This is a genomic window from Amnibacterium soli, from assembly GCF_039544415.1.
GTDB classification, from domain to species: Bacteria; Actinomycetota; Actinomycetes; order Actinomycetales; family Microbacteriaceae; genus Amnibacterium; species Amnibacterium soli.
Window position 1 is genome coordinate 83192 of the sequence record NZ_BAABLP010000003.1, and the last position, 18934, is coordinate 102125.

Below are 18934 nucleotides of genomic sequence, written 5' to 3' on the forward strand. Positions count from 1 at the left end.
GAGTCTCCCTGCGCCGGCATGATCCGGATCAGGTGCGGGGTGCGCGCCCTCGGGCCCGCCCCCACGGTCGAAGCTTGGAGCAGCTTCCTCTCAGCCCGGCTCACCGGACTCCCGTGTCGCGGACAGCCTAGCCTCGGCGCATGGAGCTCTGCGTCTTCACCGAACCCCAGCAGGGCGCGAGCTATGACCTGCAGCTCGCGCACGCGCAGGCCGCGGAGGCACTCGGCTTCACCGGCTGGTTCCGCAGCGACCACCTGCTCGCGATGAGCGGCGACGGGCTGCCCGGGCCGACCGACGCGTGGACCACGCTCGCGGGACTCGCCCGCGAGACCTCCCGGGTGCGGCTCGGGACGCTGGTGTCGAGCGTGACGTTCCGGCACCCCGGCCTGCTCGCGATGCAGGTCGCGCAGGTGGATGCGATGTCGGGCGGCCGCGTCGAGCTCGGGCTCGGTGCCGGCTGGTTCGCCGCCGAGCACCTCGCGTACGGCATCCCGTTCCCCGAGCGCCGGTTCGACCTGCTCGAGGAGGCGCTCGAGATCGTCACCGGCCTCTGGTCGACCGAGGTCGGCGACACGTACGCGTTCGACGGCGTGCACTGGCGGCTCGAGGAGTCCCCCGCGCTGCCGAAGCCCGTGCAGCAGCGGGTGCCCGTCATCGTCGGCGGCACCGGGGCGAAGCGCACGCCGGCCCTCGCCGCCGAGTTCGCGACCGAGTACAACGTGCCCTGGGCCGACGGCGACGACCTCGAGCGGGCCTGGGGCCGCGGGCGCGCGGCAGCGGACGCGGCGGGCCGCGACGACCTGCGCCTCTCGGTCGCGAAGCAGACCGTGGTGGGGCGCACGGAGGCGGAGTTCCGCCGCCGTGCGGAGGCGATCGGCGCGGATCCCGACGAGCTGCGGGCCACCCAGCTGGGCGGCACGGCGAACGAGGTCGCCGACCGCGTCGCGGCGCTCGGCGAGGCGGGCGCGGTGCGGGTCTACCTGCAGACGATCGACATGACCGACCTCGACCACCTCGACCTGCTCGCCGCCACCCTCCTCTGAACCTTGCTCACGCTTCGTGCCGCCCCGACCGCAGCCGGGCGGCACGAAGCGTGAGCAAGTGATCAGGTGATGGAGACCTGGACCGTGTGGAGGCCGGTCGCCCCGTCGGGCGCCTCGCCCGCGAGCTTCGCGGTCTGCACCAGGCCCTTCGCGTCGGTCGCCCGCACCCGCAGGGTGTGCTCGCCCTTCGGCGCCGTCCAGCGGTAGCGCCACTGCCGCCAGACGTCGGCGGACCAGGCGTCGGCGAGCTCGCAGTCGCGCCACGGTCCGTCGTCGATCTGCAGCTGCACGCGCGCGATGCCGGTGTGCTGCGCCCACGCGACGCCGGCCACGTCCACCACGCCGGCGGCGCTCGGCCGGTTCGGCACGTCGATGCGGCTCGACACCTTCACCGGACCGCGCGCGCTGTACCCGCGGGTGGTCCAGTAGGCGGTCGCGCGGTCGAACCGCGTCACCTCGAGCCTCGTCAGCCACTTCGTGGCCGACACGTACCCGTAGAGCCCGGGCACGACCATGCGCACCGGGAAGCCGTGCAGCTGCGGCAGCGCCTCGCCGTTCATCCCGACCGCGAGGAGGGAGTCGCGACCCGCGTCCTGCAGCACGGACAGCGGCGTGCTGGCGCTGAAGCCGTCGGCGCCGGACGAGAGCACCATGTCCGCGCCGGCCTTCGGAGCCGCGCGCACGAGCAGGTCGCGGATGGAGGTGCCGAGCCAGACGGCCGTGCCGTTCAGGGTGCCGCCGACGGGGTTCGAGACGCACATCAGCGTCGTCGCCGACTCGTGCATCGGCAGCTTCAGCAGCTCGTCGTACCCGATCGAGAACGGGTGCTCGACCTCGCCGGTGACCTCGAGCCGCCAGCTCGCCGGGTCGACGGCGGGCGGCGACAGGGCGATGTCGATCCGGTAGAAGTCGGCCGTGTCCGTGACGAGCGGCGTCAGCCCCGCGACCTTCAGGGAGTCGGCCGCGGCCGGCGCCGTCGCGGTCGCGGTGGGCTTCGGCAGCACCACCGTGTCGATCGCCGCCTGCACCCCGCGCTGCCCGGCGCTCAGCGAGCGCGCGAGCACACCGGCCGCGACCCCCGCTGCGGCGGAGACGGCGGCGCTCATCAGGAACGCGCGTCGGCCCGTCGTCACCGAGCGCGTGACGAGGCGCGCGAGCAGGGCCCCGCCGACGACCGCCGTGATGACCGACGGCGCCGCGTCGGGCACGCCCGCACCGGAGCGCGTGATCGCCGCGACCGCCGCGACGAGGCCGAGCACCGCCACGACGACGACGCCGAGGGGCGGACGACGGGCCTGCAGCACGCCGGCGAGCGCCCCGATCGCGAGCACGACGACCAGCAGCACGACGACCAGGAACGGCTTGTCGCCGGTGCCGAACGCCGCGATGACCGCGGACTTGAGGAAGGGAGGCGTGAGGTCGATGACCAGCGACCCGACGGACAGCAGCGGGCTCGCCGCCGCGTTGAACACCGACGCGGTCAGCTCCCCCGCGCCGATCGCCGCGGCGCCGGCCGCGATCCCGGCGATCGCCGCGGAGCGGTCGTCCCGCGGTGCGCGCAGGCGCGGCTCCGGGGCGTCCGGCTCGGCGGGCGCGTCGACGACGAACGGGCGGTCCGCCACCTACTTCTTCAGCGCCTTCACGACGCGCGCGAGCGCCTTGCCCGACACCCAGACGAGCGGGATGGCGACCGCGGCGAGCGCGACCGGGTTGGCCTGGAAGCGGATGCCGAGGCTGTCGCCGACGTAGGCGCCGACGGGGATCGCGTAGGCGCCGCCGCCCCCGCCGCCCTCCTCCTCGGGTCCGCCGCCGCCGAAGCCGTAGGCGATGAGCGCGACCGGGACGAAGGTGGTGCCCTCGATCTCCCGCTCCTCGCCGTAGGCGACCTGGGCACCGAACTGCTTCAAGGTGTCCGCGATGCGGACCGGGAGCGCACTCATGACGACGACGGTAGCCCCGGTTCTTCAAGGAGTCCGCCAGTACCCTCGACGCCGTCCATGCGGCGCCCGAGCGCGCGCCGCAGACTTCCGCGCCTTCCCCTCGAGGAGACCTCCGTGCAGACCTGGCCAGGCACCGCGTACCCGCTGGGTGCCACCTTCGACGGGAGCGGCACGAACTTCGCGCTGTACTCCGAGGCCGCCGAGCGCGTCGAGCTGTGCCTCTTCGACGAGGACGGCACCGAGACCCGCGTCGACCTGATCGACGTGGACGCGTACGTGTGGCACGCCTACCTCCCGCAGATCCAGCCCGGCCAGCGCTACGGCTACCGCGTGCACGGCCCCTACGACCCGGAGAACGGCGTCCGCTGCAACCCGGCGAAGGTGCTGCTCGACCCGTACGCGAAGGCGACCGTCGGCGCCTACGACTGGGACCAGTCGCTGTTCTCGTACACGTTCGGCGACCCCGACTCGTTCAACGACGAGGACTCCGCGTCGCACGTGATGCTGTCCGTCGTCGTCACGCCGTTCTTCGACTGGGGCGGGGACCGCCCGCCGAAGGTGCCCTACAACGAGACGCTGATCTACGAGGCGCACGTGAAGGGCCTGACGAACCTGCACCCGGACGTGCCGGAGGAGGAGCGCGGCACCTACGCGGGCCTCGCGAACCCGCACGTGATCGACCACCTGCAGAAGCTCGGCGTGACCGCGATCGAGCTGATGCCGGTGCACCAGTTCGTGCAGGACTCGACGCTCGTCGAGAAGGGCCTCCGCAACTACTGGGGCTACAACACCATCGCGTTCTTCGCGCCGCACAACGAGTACGCCTCCGCGGGTCAGCTCGGGCAGCAGGTGCAGGAGTTCAAGTCGATGGTCCGCGCGATGCACGACGCGGGCATCGAGGTCATCCTCGACGTGGTCTACAACCACACCGCGGAGGGCAACCACCTCGGCCCGACGCTGTCGATGCGCGGCATCGACAACAGCGCGTACTACCGCCTCGTCGACGACGACAAGCGGTTCTACATGGACTACACCGGCACGGGGAACTCGCTCAACGTGCGGCACCCGCACGCGCTGCAGCTGATCATGGACTCGCTGCGCTACTGGGTGACCGAGATGCACGTCGACGGCTTCCGCTTCGACCTCGCGGCGACGCTCGCCCGCGAGTTCTACGAGGTCGACCGGCTGTCGACCTTCTTCGAGCTCGTGCAGCAGGACCCGATCGTCAGCCAGGTCAAGCTGATCGCCGAGCCGTGGGACATCGGCCCCGGCGGCTACCAGGTCGGCAACTTCCCGCCGCAGTGGACGGAGTGGAACGGCAAGTACCGCGACACCGTCCGCGACTTCTGGCGCGGCGAGCCCTCGACGCTCGGCGAGTTCGCGGCGCGGCTCACGGGCTCCGCCGACCTGTACGAGAACTCGGGCCGGCGCCCGGTCGCCTCGATCAACTTCGTCACGGCGCACGACGGCTTCACGATCCGCGACCTCGTGTCGTACAACGAGAAGCACAACGACGCGAACGGCGAGGGCGGCAACGACGGCGAGAGCCACAACCGCTCCTGGAACGGCGGCGTCGAGGGCGAGACCGACGACACCGCCGTGCTCACCCTGCGCGCGAAGCAGCAGCGCAACTTCATCGCGACCCTGCTGCTCAGCCAGGGCGTGCCGATGCTGCTGCACGGCGACGAGCTCGGCCGCACGCACCGCGGCAACAACAACACCTACGCGCAGGACAGCGAGATCGCCTGGCTGCACTGGGACCAGGCGGACCAGCCCCTGATCGAGTTCACGGCCGCGATCTCCCGCCTCCGCAAGGAGCACCCGGTCTTCCGCCGCGCCCGCTTCTTCGACGGCCGGCCGCAGCGCCGCGAGGAGGGGGCCGCCAAGCCCGACATCCTCTGGCTGCGGCCCGACGGCTCCGAGATGCAGCCGGAGGACTGGGACAGCGGCTTCGGCCGGGCGGTCGGCGTGTACCTGAACGGGGAGGGCCTGCAGGACCGCGACGCCCGCGGCGAGCGCGTCGTCGACGTCGACTTCCTCCTGTACTTCAACGCGGGCGACGACGTGGTCGAGGGCAAGCTGCCTGCGAAGACGTACGGAGCCTCCTGGGACGTCGTCGTGGACACGAGCGCCCGCAACACGGACCGTGGTCCACTGCGTGCCGGGAACCAGCTGCACCTCGAGCCGCGCTCGCTCGTCGTGCTGCAGGCCCACCAGGCTCCCGAGATCGAGCCCGACCACTCCGTCGCCGCCTCCCTGGCGGTCCTGGCCAATGCGCAGGCGACCGGCCAGGCCGCTGCCCAGGTGGCCTCCGACGCCAAGCCCGACAAGAAGTAGGCCCTCGTGACCGACCACGCAGCTCCCTCGTCCGCCCCCGCCCAGACGCCCGTCTCCACCTACCGCGTGCAGGTGCGCAAGGCGTTCGACCTCCACTCCGTCGCGGAGCTGACCGGCTACCTCGCCGACCTCGGCGCGGACTGGGTCTACCTGTCGCCGCTGCTCGAGGCGGAGCCCGGCTCCGACCACGGCTACGACGTCGTCTCCCACGAGCGGGTCGATCCCGACCGCGGCGGCGACGAGGGCCTCGTGGAGGCCGCGAACGCCGCCCACGCCAAGGGCCTCGGCGTCCTGATCGACATCGTGCCGAACCACATGGGCGTCGCCACCCCGGCGAAGAACGCCTGGTGGTGGGACGTGCTGCGGAACGGGAAGGCGTCGCGCTACGCGGACGCGTTCGACATCGACTGGGACTTCGGCGGCGGCAGGCTGCGCATCCCGGTGCTCGGCGACGAGAGCGACCTCGACTCCCTGGAGGTCGAGGGCGACGAGCTCGTCTACTACGACAACCGCTACCCGATCGCGCCGGGCACCGCGGACGACGGCGCCGACGCGCGCACCGTCCACTCCCGTCAGCACTACGAGCTGATGCACTGGCAGCGCGCCGACTCCGAGCTGAACTACCGGCGCTTCTTCGCGGTGAACACCCTCGCGGGCATCCGCGTGGAGCTGCCGCAGGTGTTCGAGGAGTCGCACCGCACGATCGTCGGCTGGGTGCGCGACGGCCTGGCCGACGGCCTGCGGATCGACCACCCGGACGGGCTCGCGGACCCGAAGGGGTACCTCGACGACCTGGCGGAGGCGATCGGCGGACGGTACGTCCTCGTGGAGAAGATCCTCGAGGGCGACGAGCCCCTGCCCGAGGACTGGGCCACCGCCGGCACCACCGGCTACGACGCGCTCGGCGACGTCGACCGCGTGCTGATCGACCCCGCCGGCGAGGGTCCCCTGACCGTGCTCGCCGCGCGCCTCGACGGCCCGACCGACTGGCAGGACCTGATCCACACCACGAAGCGCGAGGTCGCCGACGGCATCCTCCACTCCGAGGTGCTGCGGCTCGTCCGCACGGCTGCCGACGCCACGGAGGGCACCGACCCGGAGCGCCTCGCGGACGCGATCGGCGAGCTGCTCACCTGCTTCCCGGTCTACCGCTCCTACCTCCCGCGCGGCGTCGAGCAGCTCGACGTCGCCGTGCAGGAGGCGAAGCGGTACCGCCCCGACCTCGCGGCCGAGATCGACGTCGCCTCCGCGGTCCTGCGCGACCCCGCCTCCGCCGCCGCCCAGCGCTTCCAGCAGACGAGCGGGATGATCATGGCGAAGGGCGTCGAGGACAGCGCGTTCTACCGCTACACCCGCCTCGGCAGCCTGACGGAGGTCGGCGGCGAGCCGAACGACTTCGCGTTCTCGCTCGACCGGTTCCACGAGCGGCAGGCCCGGCGGCAGGCCGACTGGCCGAACGCGATGACGACCCTGTCGACGCACGACACGAAGCGCGGCGAGGACGTGCGCGCCCGCATCGACGTGCTGTCCGAGCTGCCCGGCGAGTGGGCGGAGGCGCTCGCGACGCTCGAGCGCGCCGTCGGCTTCGGGGACCCGACCTTCGCGAACCTGCTGTGGCAGGCGGCCGTCGGCGCCTGGCCGATCGAGCGCGACCGGCTGCAGGCCTACGCCGAGAAGGCGTCGAAGGAGGCGGGCGTCTCCACGACCTGGACCGCACCGGACGAGGCCTTCGGCGAGCGGCTGTCCGCCGCCGTCGATGCGGCGTACGACGACGACGCGGTGGCGGAGCTGGTGCAGCGGATCGCCACGCGGCTCAGCCCCGCGGGATGGACGAACAGCCTCTCCATGAAGCTGCTGCAGCTGGCCGCGCCGGGCGTGCCCGACGTGTACCAGGGCAGCGAGCTCTGGGAGCAGAGCCTCGTCGACCCCGACAACCGCCGGCCGGTCGACTTCGCGACGCGGCGCGAGCTGCTCGCGCAGATCGACGAGGGCGCGCTGCCCGACGTCGACGAGACGGGTGCCGCGAAGCTGCTCGTCGTCGCGAAGACGCTGCGCCTGCGCCGCGACCGGCCCGAGCTGTTCACCGGGTACACCCCGCTGACCGCCTCCGGCACCGCCGCCGAACACCTCGTCGCCTTCGACCGCGGCGGCGCCATCGCGCTGGCCACGCGGCTGCCGATCGGCCTCGCCGAGCACGGCGGCTGGGGCGACACCACCGTCGACGTCGGCAGCGCGCCGGTCATCGACGTCCTGACCAACCGCGAGTTCGAGGGCGGCGTCCTGCGCGTCGCCGACGTGCTCGCCCACTACCCGGTCGCGCTGCTGATCGAGGTCGGAGGAAAGCCGTGACCGTCCCCATCCGTCATCCCCTCGCCGTCTGGGCGCCGAAGCCCGAGCGGCTCCGGCTGCAGCTCGGCGAGCAGGTCGTGCCCATGACGCGCGACGAGGACGGCTGGTGGACCCCCGACGGCGTCGACGCCGTGCCCGCCGACGCCCGCTACGGCTACCTGATCGACGACGAGGAGACCCCTCGGCCCGATCCCCGCTCCCGACGTCAGCCCGACGGCGTGCACGGGCTGTCCCAGCGGTTCGACCCGGCCTCCTACGAGTGGACCGACGCCGCGTGGACGGGCCGCCCGCTCGCAGGAGGCGTCGTCTACGAGCTGCACATCGGCACCTTCACCCCGGACGGCACGCTCGACTCGGCGATCGACCGCCTCGACCACCTGGTGCGCCTCGGCGTCACCCACGTCGAGGTGCTGCCGGTCAACGCCTTCAACGGGATCTGGAACTGGGGCTACGACGGGGTGCTCTGGTATGCCGTGCAGGAGACGTACGGCGGCCCCGGCGCCTACCAGCGCTTCGTCGACGCCTGCCACGCCCGCGGCCTCGCCGTGATCCAGGACGTCGTGTACAACCACCTCGGTCCCTCCGGGAACTACCTGCCCGAGTACGGTCCGTACTTCTCGGAGGGCGGCGCGAACACCTGGGGCACGTCGATGAACCTGGACGGCCCCGAGTCGGACGAGGTGCGCCGCTACATCATCGACAACGCGCTGATGTGGCTGTCGGACATGCACGTCGACGGCCTGCGCCTCGACGCCGTGCACGCGCTCGTCGACCACCGCGCGCAGCACCTGCTCGAGCAGCTCGCCGAGGAGACCGCCGTGCTGTCGGCGCACCAGAGCCGCCCGCTCACGCTGATCGCCGAGTCGGACATGAACGACCCGCGGCTGATCACGTCGCGGGAGGCGCACGGCTACGGGCTCGACGCGCAGTGGAGCGACGACTACCACCACGCCCTCCACGTGGCGCTGACCGGCGAGACGACGGGGTACTACTCGGACTTCGAGAGCCTGTCGACGCTCGCCCGCGTGATGACCCACGGGTTCGTGCACGACGGCACCATGTCGACGTTCCGCGAGCGCCACCACGGCCGCCCCATCGACCGGCTCACGATGCCGACGAACCGGCTGGTCACATTCGCGCAGGACCACGACCAGATCGGCAACCGGGCGGAGGGCGACCGGCTGTCCCAGTCGCTGTCGCCGAAGCGCCTCGCCGTGGGCGCCGTGCTGAACCTGCTGACGCCGTTCACGCCAATGCTGTTCATGGGCGAGGAGTGGGGCGCGACCACGCCCTGGCAGTTCTTCACCTCCCACCCCGAGCACGACCTCGGCGAGGCGACCGCGAAGGGCCGCATCGACGAGTTCGCCAAGATGGGCTGGGACCCGGCGGTCGTGCCGGATCCGCAGGACCCGGAGACGTTCCAGCGCTCGAAGCTCGACTGGGCCGAGCCGGAGCAGGGCCACCACGCGGCGCTGCTCGACCTGCACACGCGGCTGATCGTGCTGCGGCGGCGCCTGTCGGACCTCACCGACCCGCGCTTCACGACCACCAGCGCCGTGGCGGACGACGAGGCGAAGACCCTCGTGCTCGTGCGCGGCGGCGTGACGGTCGCCGTGAACCTCGGCACCGCGGACGCCGTGGTGCCGGCCGACGGCGCCCTGGTGCTGAGGACGGCGGAAGGCGTCGCGGTCTCCGCGGGCGACCTCACCCTGCCGCCGGACAGCGCCGCGATCCTCGTCGCCTGATCCCTTTCGTCTCTCCGGAGTTCTGGCGCAGCCAGAACTCCGGAGAGACGAGAGCCCCCGTCTGCTCGGGATGCGACGATGCTCAGGCTCGGGGTGCGGACGGCTGCCACAGTGAAGCCATGACGCGCTACGAGTACGTGATCGTGGGCGCCGGCATGGTCGCCGACGCCGCCGCCAAGGGGATCCGCGAGCTGGACCCGGACAGCGCGGTGCTCGTCCTCGGCGACGACCCCGACGAGCCCTACACGCGCCCCGCCCTGTCGAAGCTGCTGTGGACCGACCCCTCCTTCACGGAGGACAAGGTGCCGCTCGGCACCGAGGCGACCGGCGCCGAGATCCGCACCGGGGTCACGGTCGAGTCCTTCGACCCGGAGGCGAAGACCGTCACCGCGGGCGGCGAGACCATCGAGTACGGCGCCCTGCTGCTCGCGACGGGCGGCTCCCCGAAGACGCTGGACCTCCCCGCCGGCGACCGCGTCGTGTACTTCCGCACCTTCGCCGACTACCGGCACCTCCGCGCTCTCGCCGAGGACCAGCCCGCCGTCGTCGTGGTCGGCGGCAGCTACATCGGCACCGAGATCGCGGCGGCCCTCGTGCAGAACGGGTGCCGCGTCACCCTCGTGATCCCGGACTCCGGGCTGCGCGAGGGGGTGCTGCCCGCGGACCTCGCGAGCCGCTTCCAGAGCTGGTTCGAGGACGCCGGCGTCGAGATCGTCACCGACACCCGCATCGCCTCGGGCGAGGCCTCGGAGGACGGCGTCGTGCTCACCACCGAGGACGGCCGGACGCTCGAGGCGGACGTCGTCGTGCTCGGCCTCGGCATCACCCCGAACACGCGGCTGGCGGAGGAGGCGGGCCTCGCGGTCGACGACGGCGTCGTGGTCGACGAGCATCTGCGCACGAGCAGCCCGTCCGTCTACGCCGCGGGCGACGTCGCCTCCTACCCCGACGCGCTGCTCGGGCGCCGCCGCATCGAGCACGTCGACCTCGCGCGCAAGCAGGGCCGCGCGGCCGGTCGCGCGATGGTCGGCGACGAGACGCCGTTCACCTACACGCCGTACTTCTACTCGATGGTCTTCGGCCACCGCTACGAGGCGATCGGCACGCTCGACGCGTCGCTCGACGTCGTCGAGGCGTGGGCCGAGCCGCAGGAGAAGGGCACCGTCTACTACCTGGACGGCGATGCGGTGCAGGGCGTCCTGCTGTGGGGCAACTCGTCCGACGCGGAGCCCGACGCGCGCGACGGGGCGAGGGCCGTGCTGGCCGAGCCCGCCCGCTGGTCGAAGGCGGAGCTGGCGGAGCGCTCGCTGGCCTAGCCCTGGGCCGACCCGCCCCGCAGCGTCGCGAACACGACGAGGTTGTCCGTGTAGCTGTGGGCGACGGGGTCGAACGGCTCGCTGCAGGTGATGAGCCGCAGCTGGGCGTCCGGGGTGGCGCCGTAGACGGCGTCGCTCGGGAAGAGCGCCTTCTTCACGACGTGGCTGCCGTCGACCGAGAACCGCACGGTGCGGCCGTCCGACATCCGCACCGCGATGAGGTCGCCCGGCCGCAGCTGCTTCAGGCGCACGAAGACGGCCGGGCCGAGGATCGTGTCGAGGTGGCCGACGATCACGGCCGCGCCGATGTCGCCGGGCACGACGCCCTTCGTCCACCAGCCGGCGGTGTCCGCGTACTCGGGCGCGACGAGCACGCCCCGCGAGTCCTGGTGCAGGTCCTCGAGCGCGCTGTCGACGCCGATCCGCGGGATCACGAGCCGCACGGGCGTCGCGGTGCTGCGGGTCGGCGGCTGCGACACGGTCGGGTCCTGCAGCCCGTCGGTGCCGCCGCGCGCGGCGCGGCGCTCCGCGGCGGTCATCGCGGCGAGGCGCGCCCGCTCCACCTCGACGCGCTCGGCCGCCGCACGGCGCTCGACGACGCCGTGCCACGTCACGGCGGCACCGCCGCCCATCGCGAGGACGAGGGCGACGACCGCCGCGAGGACCCGGACCCTGGCGATCAGGACCGGCGCGCCCCGCTGCGTCGGCGCGCCATGACGCCGAGCGCGCCGGCGCCGCCCGCCGCCGCGATGCCGGCGAGCAGCAGCGCGAGCTGCGAGTCCCCGTCAGCGAGCCCGCCGCCGCCCGCGGCGAGGGAGCCGACGGGCTTCTCGGTGGCGGCGGCGCTGTCGAGCGCAGGCGACACCGTGAGGTCGCCCTTCGAGTCGTCGATGACGAACAGCGTGTGCGCGCTGCCCGCGGTGAAGCGCTGCGAGACCGTCTGCACGTCGGAGCCGGCCTTGAGGTCGATGGAGGTCGACCCGGCGGGCACGGTCGCGTAGCCCGACACCTTGCCGAACGACGCGTCGTCCGCGACCGTCTTCTCGCCGGCCGTCGCGTCGACCGTCTTGTGCGTGACGGAGGCCTGCACGATGCGCACGCGGGCGTCGCCGCCGCCGACCGCGTCGAGGTCGTCGGGGAAGACGACGGTCTTCAGCGCGTCGTTCTTGCCGATGGCCGCGAGCGTCTCCGCCTCGCCCGCCTTGATCTGCACGGAGCCGCTGATGACGGGCGTCGCGTCCGGGTCGTCCTCCCCCGCCGGCACCATCGCGAGCGCGTAGGTGCCCTGGGGCAGCCGCATGTACTTCGAGACCGCGCCGTAGCCGACGTTCTGCAGCCGGAACAGCGTCACGTCGCCGGAGAGGCTCGACAGCGTGATGTTCACGGCCGCGGTGTCGGGCGACATGTGGGCGAGGCGCACCCAGCCGTCGCGGGAGGCGGCGGAGGCGGGCGCGGCCGGCAGCGCCACGGCGACGAGCGCGGCGGCGAGCACGGCGAGCAGGGGGCGGCGGTAGCGGTTCATCGGAACCGGATTGTGGACCATCACGCTTGGCATCGCCCGAGCACCGGCGTGTCAGCCCTTCGGGACGAGGTCCGGCCGTGGTGCGAACGACGCGGTGATGCCGTCGTCGGCCGCGTCGATGGAGCGGGTCGCGAAGTCGCCCCGCAGGTCGGAGAGGAAGCGCAGCAGCACCCCGGTCTTCGTGCCGTCGGACGGCACCCGGCGGTCGTCGATCTCGCTGATCGCGACCGTCGTCCGCACGCCGGAGGCGTCGCCCTCCGTCGTGCCGAAGTCGCGGACGGCGATGCGGTGCGCGGTCGCGAACTGGGCGAGCACGAGCACGATCCGGGCGTCCACCTCGCCCGCGAGCAGCCGGGCGCGGTCCTGCCCGTCGACCTCGATGCGGGGGTTCTGCGCGAGCTGCGCGCCGACGGTGCGGCGGAAGCGGGCGGCCTCGCGCCCCGCGGCCGTCGTCGGGGGCGCGGGCGCCGCCGCAGCCGCCGGCTCGCGGACCGCGCGGATCGCCATCGCCGCATCGCCGGCGCCGTAGGACGCGACCTCGAGCGAGCGCGAGAGCGCGGTCGCGGCGGCGCCCGTGCGATCGGGCGGCAGGGAGGCGTCCTCGACGACGTAGTCGGCGGTGCGCCACGGCACGGAGCTGCGCACCGCGGTGCCGCCCCGCTGCCCGGCGTACCAGCCGACGTCCGCCCGCCCGTGCGTCACGAGGTCGGGCCACGCGCCGAGGCCCACGAGCACCGTCTGGCCTGCGGGCACGCCGCTGTCGATCCACCGCGCGACCTTCGCCACCGGCTGGTCGCGGCCGGGCACGAGCCCGCTCAGGCCGACCAGCCAGGCGACGGTCGCGACGACGAGCAGCGCGAGCACGCCGGTGAGCCAGGCGGAGCCGAGCACGCTGCGCACGAACAGCGGGTCGGCGAGACCCGCGATGCCGACCTCGACCGAGCGGGCGACCGCCGCGGCGACGACCGGCAGCAGCACGACGGTCGGCGCGACCGGGTCGCCGCCCTCGGGCCAGACGGACGCGGCCAGCAGCACCACCGCGACGACCGGGACCGCGCGGTCCCGGGCGACGACCGCCGTGAGCACGAGCGCCCCGACCGCGACCAGGAGGCCGAGCGGGTCGACGACGGCCCACCGCGCGAGCGCGGCACCGCCGAGCACCGGCGACGGGGACTCGGCGGCCACCAGCGCGTCGAGCCGCGCCGCCGCGGCCGTGGCGGGCAGCGCGGCGAGGACCGCCAACACGGCGGCGAGCAGCACCGCGACGACGCCGAAGCCGGCGCCGACCGCGAGCAGGGCGCGAGCGGGCCGCTCCCCGCCCGGCGACCGGGCCAGCCGCAGGACGAGCAGCACGGCGAGCGGGACGACCGCGACGACGAGCACGGGAGCGGACGCGACGGCGACCGCGGCGAGCGCACCGGCGGCGACCAGCGACGATCGGCGCCGACCGAGCCCCAGGCCGACCGCCCCGAGCAGCCAGACCGCGGCGACGGCCGTCGCGGACACGGCGGCGTGCGTCGCGACGGCGACGGGCGCGATGGCGAACACGGCCGTGGCGAGCCCGGCGGCGATGCCGCCCGAGCCGAGGCGCCGCAGCACCCACCACAGCAGCACGGCCTGCACGACCGCGAGCAGCAGCATGCCGCCGTGCGCGGCCGCGAGCACGCTCTGCGCCGTGCCGCCCTGGAGCGCGCGCAGCAGCAGCCCGAGCTGCAGACGGCCGAGCGCAGGGGTGGTCGGCCAGGAGGTCGTGCCCGCGAGCGCGCCCGGCGCGGAGGCGAGCCAGGCGCCCGCGGTCTCGAAGCGCGCGGCGCCCGTCGGCACCCGCTGCGCGACCGGGCTGAGCGCCTGCACGACGACCAGCAGGACGAGGGGCGGCAGGAGGGACAGCACCGGGGTGAGCACGGCGGCGGCGCGGCCGGCCGGCCGCGGCAGCGCGAAGCGCGACGCGGAGCGGTGCCGCGACGCGCCCCGTCGCGGGTCCTGCGTCTCCACCCGGCTCAGCCCTCGCCGTCGGCGAGGCGCTCGCGGCCCGCGGGCCGCTCGAGCAGGGCGGCGGGCATCACGGCGCCGCGACCGAACCGCAGGGCGGCGAGGTCGGCGGCCGTCTCCGCGCCGCGCCACTGCTCCTGGTCGCTCCACAGGCCGAGCACCTCGTCCTCGGCGCGCACGAGCTGCTCGCCGCGCGTGCCGAGCAGGCGCACCGCCCGCCCGCGCAGCTGGGCGGCGTCGAGCAGCGCGACGGTCTCCTCGTGGATGCGGCGGGCCAGGTCGGTCGCCTCGGGCAGCGTGTGCGAGCGGGTGATCGTGGTGAAGTCCGCGAACCGCACCTTCAGCGAGATCGTGCGGGCGCGCCAGCCCGCCTTCCGCAGCCGCGCGCCGACGCGGTCCGCCTGATCGAGCAGCTCGCGCTTCAGCGCGTCGACGTCGCGCACGTCGGTGCCGAACGTGTTCTCGTGGCCGATGCTCTTGTCCGCCCGGCTGGTCGTGACGCGGCGCGGGTCGCGGCCCCAGGCGAGGTCGTGCAGCTTCGCGCCGGCGCCCGCACCGACCCAGCCCTCGAGCACCGCGCGGGGCGTCTCGGCGAGATCGCGGACGAGGCGGATGCCGCGGCGCTCGAGCGACTCCCGCGTCGCGGGACCCACGCCCCAGAGCGCGCCGATGGGCAGCGGGTGGAGGAACTCGAGGGTCTGCTCGGGCGGCACGACGAGCAGCCCGTCGGGCTTCGAGCTCGTGGAGGCGAGCTTGGCGATGAACTTCGTGGCGCCCGCGCCGATGCTGCAGGTGAGGCCGGTCTCCCGCTGCACCCGCGCGCGCAGCTCGGCGGCGATCTGCGCGGGCGGACCGAACAGCTTCACGGCCCCGGCCACGTCGAGGAACGCCTCGTCGATCGACAGCGGCTCCACGAGCGGCGTCACGTCGCGGAAGATCCGCATCACCTCGGCGGAGGCGTCGCGGTACTTCTCGAAGTGCGGGCGCAGCACCACGGCCTGCGGGCAGAGCCGCATCGCCCGGGCGACCGGCATCGCCGAGCGCACGCCGAACCGGCGGGCCGGGTAGTTCGCGGAGGTGACCACGCCGCGGCCTCCCTCGTGCCCGATGATCACCGGCCGGTGCACGAGCTCGGGGTGGTCGAGCAGCTCGACCGATGCGAAGAACGCGTCCATGTCGACGTGGAGCACGGTGGCCCGGGTGCTGTCGACGTCGGCGGCGGACACCTGCCGCTCGCCCTGCCCGCCCTTCGCCGCCACGCCTTCATTCTCCCTGGCGGCACCGACCTTCCGCACGCGCCCGGACGCGGAGGACCGGTGCCGCCGTGCGGACCGGGCGCGACGTCTCCCCCCGACCCGCACCGCGACGCTGCGGCGGCGCGGCGACGGGCTCAGCGCAGCGGCTTGACCATCTCGAGCTCGAGGGAGGGCGGGTCGAGCGGGTACGGGGTCGTGCGGCCGGTCATCACGAAGCCGCGCCGGCGGTACGCCTCGATCGCCCGGCCGTTGAACTCGTTCACCTCGAGCCGCAGCTGGTCGCCGTGCTGCGCAGCCCAGCGCTCGACGCCCGCGAGCAGCGCGTCCGTGACGCCTGCGGCGGTGCCGCGGAAGCCGGGTGCCACGTACACGGCGACGAGCGTGGGCGAGCCGTCCGCGACGACGCCGCCCATCGTGCCGACCCACCGGCCGTCGTCGAGCTCGGCGACGAGCTTCACGCCGCCAGGACGGCCGCGCGCGGAGCGCTGCCAGTGCGACACCGGGTGCCCCTGCGCGCTCGCGAGCGTCTCGAGGTAGGCGATGGGGGTGTCCGCGAGCATCTCGAGGCGCAGCGCGCGGAGGCGCACCCAGTCGCGCTCCTCGATCTCGCGGACGGTGAAGCCGGTCATCCCGCCGGTGCTGCGGCGAGCGCCTCCCGCAGCGCCCGCTCCTCCGCCGGGATCCGGAAGCCGAGCAGCAGGACCGCGTTCAGCACGGTGAAGACCAGCGCTGTCCCCCACGCGGTCGCGACGAGGGGCAGGGCGATGCCCTCGAGCACCACGACGACGTAGTTGGGGTGCGACAGGAACCGGTAGGGCCCGCGGCGCACGAGCGGCAGCCCGGGCACCACGACGATGCGCGTGTTCCACCGCGGCCCGAGCGTGCCGATGCACCACCAGCGCAGCGCCTGCGAGGCGAGCGCGAGCACTGCGGCCGGCACGGCGAGCGCGGCGATGAAGGGCCGGCCGGCGAGCAGCGGCTCCAGCGCGCAGGCGAGGATCAGCCCGGAGTGCAGCAGGACCATCGGCCCGAAGTGGCCGCGCCCGGTCTCCCGACCGCCGCGCTCGAAGGCCCACCGCGCGTTCCGGTTCGAGACGCGCAGCTCGACGAGCCGCTCGACGGCCGTGCCGGCGAGCAGCAGCAGGTAGGCGGTGTACGCCGCCCACCAGCCGGAGGTCCCGGCGACCAGCTCGGCGGTCACGCGGCCGCCAGCGCCTCGGCCGCCTCCGGCCAGCGCAGCAGCACGAACTCGGCGCTGACACCGGGGCCGAGCGCGAACAGGAGGCCGTGCTCCCGGGCGTCGTGCGGGGCCCGCAGCTCGTCCGCGAGCACGTGCAGCACGCTGGAGGAGGACAGGTTGCCGACCGCGGCCATCGACGCCCAGCTGCGGTCGAGGGCGCCGTCGGGCAGGTGCAGCCCGCGCTGGAACGCGTCGAGCACCTTCGGTCCGCCCGGGTGCGCGATCCAGGTGCCGACGTCCGGCACGCGGAGGCCCTGGTCCTCGAGGAACCCGGTGGCGTCGTCGGCGAAGTTGGCGTCGATGACGTCGACGACGCCGGCCGTCAGGATCACGCGGAACCCGGTCTCGCTCGGTCGGAAGCCGATCACGGCGCCGCTGCCCGGGTAGAGGCGGCTGCGGGTCGCGACCACGTCGGGGCCGCGCACGTCGTCGCGGACCGCGCGGTCGGCGCCGACGAGCAGCACCGCGGCGGCGCCGTCGCCGAACAGACCGCTCGCGACGAGGTTGTCGACGGAGTCGTCGTCCCGCTGCACGGTCAGCGAGCACAGCTCGACGGACACGAGCAGCGCGACGCCGTCGGGGTGCCCCTCGAGGTAGTCGTGCACGCGGGCGATGCCGCTCGCGCCGGCGACGCAGCCGAGGCCGAACATCGGCATGCGCTTGACGTCCTCCCGCATCCCGAGGCGGGGCACGAGCAGCGCGTCGACGCTCGGCGCCGAGAGCCCGGTGACGGAGGTGAAGACGATGAGGTCGACCTCGTCGGGCTGCACGCCGGCCTGCGCGAGCGCGCTGGACGCGGCCGACTCCGCGAGCGCGGTCGCCTCCGTCACGAACCGGTCGTTCGTCTGCCCGAACGTGAGGGCGTCGCGGTACTCCTCGAGGGGCAGCACCAGGTGGCGGGTGGCGACGTGGGACGAGGCGTGCATGCGGCGCATCAGCGCCTGGCGGCCCGGGTCGTGGGCGACCATCGGCGCGAAGAGGTCGGTGATGGCCTGCTGGGGGTAGGCGTGCGCCGGCAGGGCCGTCGCGACTGCGGCGATGCGGGACACCTGCCGAACGGTACCCCGCGAAACCGCGCGCTCCGCGTGCAGGCCGGTGTTCCCGGCCCTCACTAGTCTCCGCAGGTGCCGATCATCGACAACGCGGTGTACGTGGACGGGGCGCGGACCGCCGACCCCTCGAACCTGACCGAGACGTGCGAGCTGATCCGGGCGCGGCACGGCATGGGCTGGATCGGCCTGTACCGGCCCGACTCGAGCGAGCTGCAGGCCGTCGCCGACGAGTTCGCGCTGCATCCGCTCGCGGTCGAGGACGCGCAGGAGGGGCATCAGCGGCCGAAGATCGAGCGCTACGGCGACGACCGCTTCGTGGTGCTGCGCCCTGCGCGCTACATGGACGCCGAGGAGCGCGTCGAGTTCGGCGAGGTCGACCTGTTCCTCGGCACGGACTTCGTCGTGGTGGTGCGGCACGCGGAGGCGCCGGACCTGAAGGCCGTGCGGTCGCGGCTGGAGGCGGAGCCGACGCTGCTCGACGCCGGCCCGCTCGCGGTCTTCTACGGAGTCGCCGACCGGGTGGTCGACGACTACGCGGCGGTGGTGAACGGCCTCGAGAACGACATCGACGAGATCGAGGACCAGCTCTTCGCCGGCGAGTCCAGCGTGTCCCAGCGGATCTACGAGCTCACGCGCGAGGTGATCGTCTTCCAGCGCGCGATCGCGCCGCTGAGCGGCCTGCTCGAGCAGGTGCGCGCCGAGATCGACGGGCACGAGGCGCTGATCGAGGTGCGCCGCGGGCTGCGGGACGTGCTCGACCACGTGGTCCGCATCCAGGAGCGCGTGGAGGGCTTCCGGGTGCTGCTGCAGAACGCGCTCACCGTGAACTCGACGCTCGTCGGGCAGCGGCAGAACGACCAGATCGAGAAGCTGACGCGCGACTCGTTCGAGCAGGGCAACCAGGTGAAGAAGGTGTCGTCCTGGGCGGCGATCGGCTTCTTCCCGGCGACGCTCGCCTCGATCTGGGGCATGAACTTCGAGAACATGCCCGAGCTGCACTGGCGCTTCGGCTACCCGCTGGCGCTGCTCGCGATGCTCACGCTCGGGGTGGTCCTCTACATCACCTTCCGGCGGCGCAACTGGCTCTAGGACGTGCGGAGGGGACCCGGCCGACCGGCCGGGTCCCCTCGATGCGGTGCGGG

15 protein-coding genes are annotated in these 18934 nt (G+C 73.8%); 6 read left to right on the top strand and 9 right to left on the bottom strand.

All coding sequences use genetic code 11. The features are described from left to right. The first annotated feature begins 140 nt into the window (after positions 1–140). On the top strand, positions 141–1043 hold the full coding sequence (locus ABEA53_RS08615; RefSeq protein WP_345480694.1) for a TIGR03560 family F420-dependent LLM class oxidoreductase: 903 nt from the start codon (positions 141–143) through the stop codon (positions 1041–1043). Between the two features lie 62 nt (positions 1044–1105). Here the strand turns inward: ABEA53_RS08615 and ABEA53_RS08620 are convergent, their stop codons facing one another. Continuing rightward, a complete protein-coding gene (locus ABEA53_RS08620) occupies positions 1106–2665 on the bottom strand; it encodes a molybdopterin-dependent oxidoreductase (RefSeq protein WP_345480695.1) in 1560 nt (519 codons plus the stop codon). Next, positions 2666–2983 (bottom strand): hypothetical protein, encoded by a 318-nt coding sequence (locus tag ABEA53_RS08625; RefSeq protein ID WP_345480696.1) that lies wholly within the window; start codon positions 2981–2983, stop codon positions 2666–2668. Positions 2984–3097: 114 nt separating this feature from the next. Between ABEA53_RS08625 and glgX the strand changes: the two genes are divergently transcribed. The 4 genes from glgX to ABEA53_RS08645 all read left to right on the top strand — a co-directional run bounded on the left by glgX (position 3098) and on the right by ABEA53_RS08645 (position 10730). Continuing rightward, positions 3098–5320, top strand: coding sequence for a glycogen debranching protein GlgX (glgX, locus tag ABEA53_RS08630; protein WP_345480697.1), 2223 nt, complete (start codon positions 3098–3100; stop codon positions 5318–5320). 6 nt (positions 5321–5326) lie between these two features. After that, entirely contained in the window at positions 5327–7669 is a 2343-nt protein-coding gene (treY, locus tag ABEA53_RS08635; RefSeq protein WP_345480698.1) for a malto-oligosyltrehalose synthase, read from the top strand. Then, positions 7666–9414: a malto-oligosyltrehalose trehalohydrolase gene (treZ, locus tag ABEA53_RS08640; protein ID WP_345480699.1), complete on the top strand. Its 1749-nt coding sequence runs from the start codon at positions 7666–7668 to the stop codon at positions 9412–9414. Before treY ends, treZ begins: the two co-directional genes overlap by 4 nt. 119 nt (positions 9415–9533) lie before the next feature. After that, positions 9534–10730, top strand: a complete 1197-nt coding sequence (locus tag ABEA53_RS08645) for an NAD(P)/FAD-dependent oxidoreductase (protein WP_345480700.1) — start codon at positions 9534–9536, stop codon at positions 10728–10730. Here the strand turns inward: ABEA53_RS08645 and ABEA53_RS08650 are convergent. From ABEA53_RS08650 to ABEA53_RS08680, 7 genes are all read right to left on the bottom strand, one after another. Continuing rightward, complete coding sequence (locus tag ABEA53_RS08650; protein ID WP_345480701.1) at positions 10727–11362, bottom strand: class F sortase; 636 nt, start codon at positions 11360–11362, stop codon at positions 10727–10729. The two genes, ABEA53_RS08645 and ABEA53_RS08650, sit on opposite strands and share 4 nt — an antisense overlap. Positions 11363–11409: 47 nt before the next feature. Beyond that, positions 11410–12252, bottom strand: a complete 843-nt coding sequence (locus tag ABEA53_RS08655) for a DUF4397 domain-containing protein (RefSeq protein WP_345480702.1) — start codon at positions 12250–12252, stop codon at positions 11410–11412. A gap of 51 nt (positions 12253–12303) precedes the next feature. Next, positions 12304–14247, bottom strand: a complete 1944-nt coding sequence (locus tag ABEA53_RS08660; RefSeq protein WP_345480703.1) for a hypothetical protein — start codon at positions 14245–14247, stop codon at positions 12304–12306. Positions 14248–14252: 5 nt separating this feature from the next. Beyond that, positions 14253–15419: a DNA polymerase IV gene (dinB, locus tag ABEA53_RS08665; RefSeq protein ID WP_425550615.1), complete on the bottom strand. Its 1167-nt coding sequence runs from the start codon at positions 15417–15419 to the stop codon at positions 14253–14255. Between the two features lie 215 nt (positions 15420–15634). Then, positions 15635–16129 carry a GNAT family N-acetyltransferase gene (locus ABEA53_RS08670; RefSeq protein WP_345480705.1) on the bottom strand — a complete coding sequence of 165 codons (495 nt, stop codon included), beginning with the start codon at positions 16127–16129 and terminating at the stop codon, positions 15635–15637. Further along, entirely contained in the window at positions 16126–16701 is a 576-nt protein-coding gene (locus tag ABEA53_RS08675; RefSeq protein ID WP_345480706.1) for an isoprenylcysteine carboxyl methyltransferase family protein, read from the bottom strand. Before ABEA53_RS08675 ends, ABEA53_RS08670 begins: the two co-directional genes overlap by 4 nt. Further along, positions 16698–17789, bottom strand: a complete 1092-nt coding sequence (locus ABEA53_RS08680; RefSeq protein ID WP_345480707.1) for a type III polyketide synthase — start codon at positions 17787–17789, stop codon at positions 16698–16700. Before ABEA53_RS08680 ends, ABEA53_RS08675 begins: the two co-directional genes overlap by 4 nt. Positions 17790–17864: 75 nt before the next feature. Here ABEA53_RS08680 and ABEA53_RS08685 point away from each other — a divergent pair, with 75 nt between their 5' ends. Beyond that, complete coding sequence (locus tag ABEA53_RS08685; protein ID WP_345480708.1) at positions 17865–18881, top strand: magnesium and cobalt transport protein CorA; 1017 nt, start codon at positions 17865–17867, stop codon at positions 18879–18881. Positions 18882–18934: the final 53 nt, after the last annotated feature.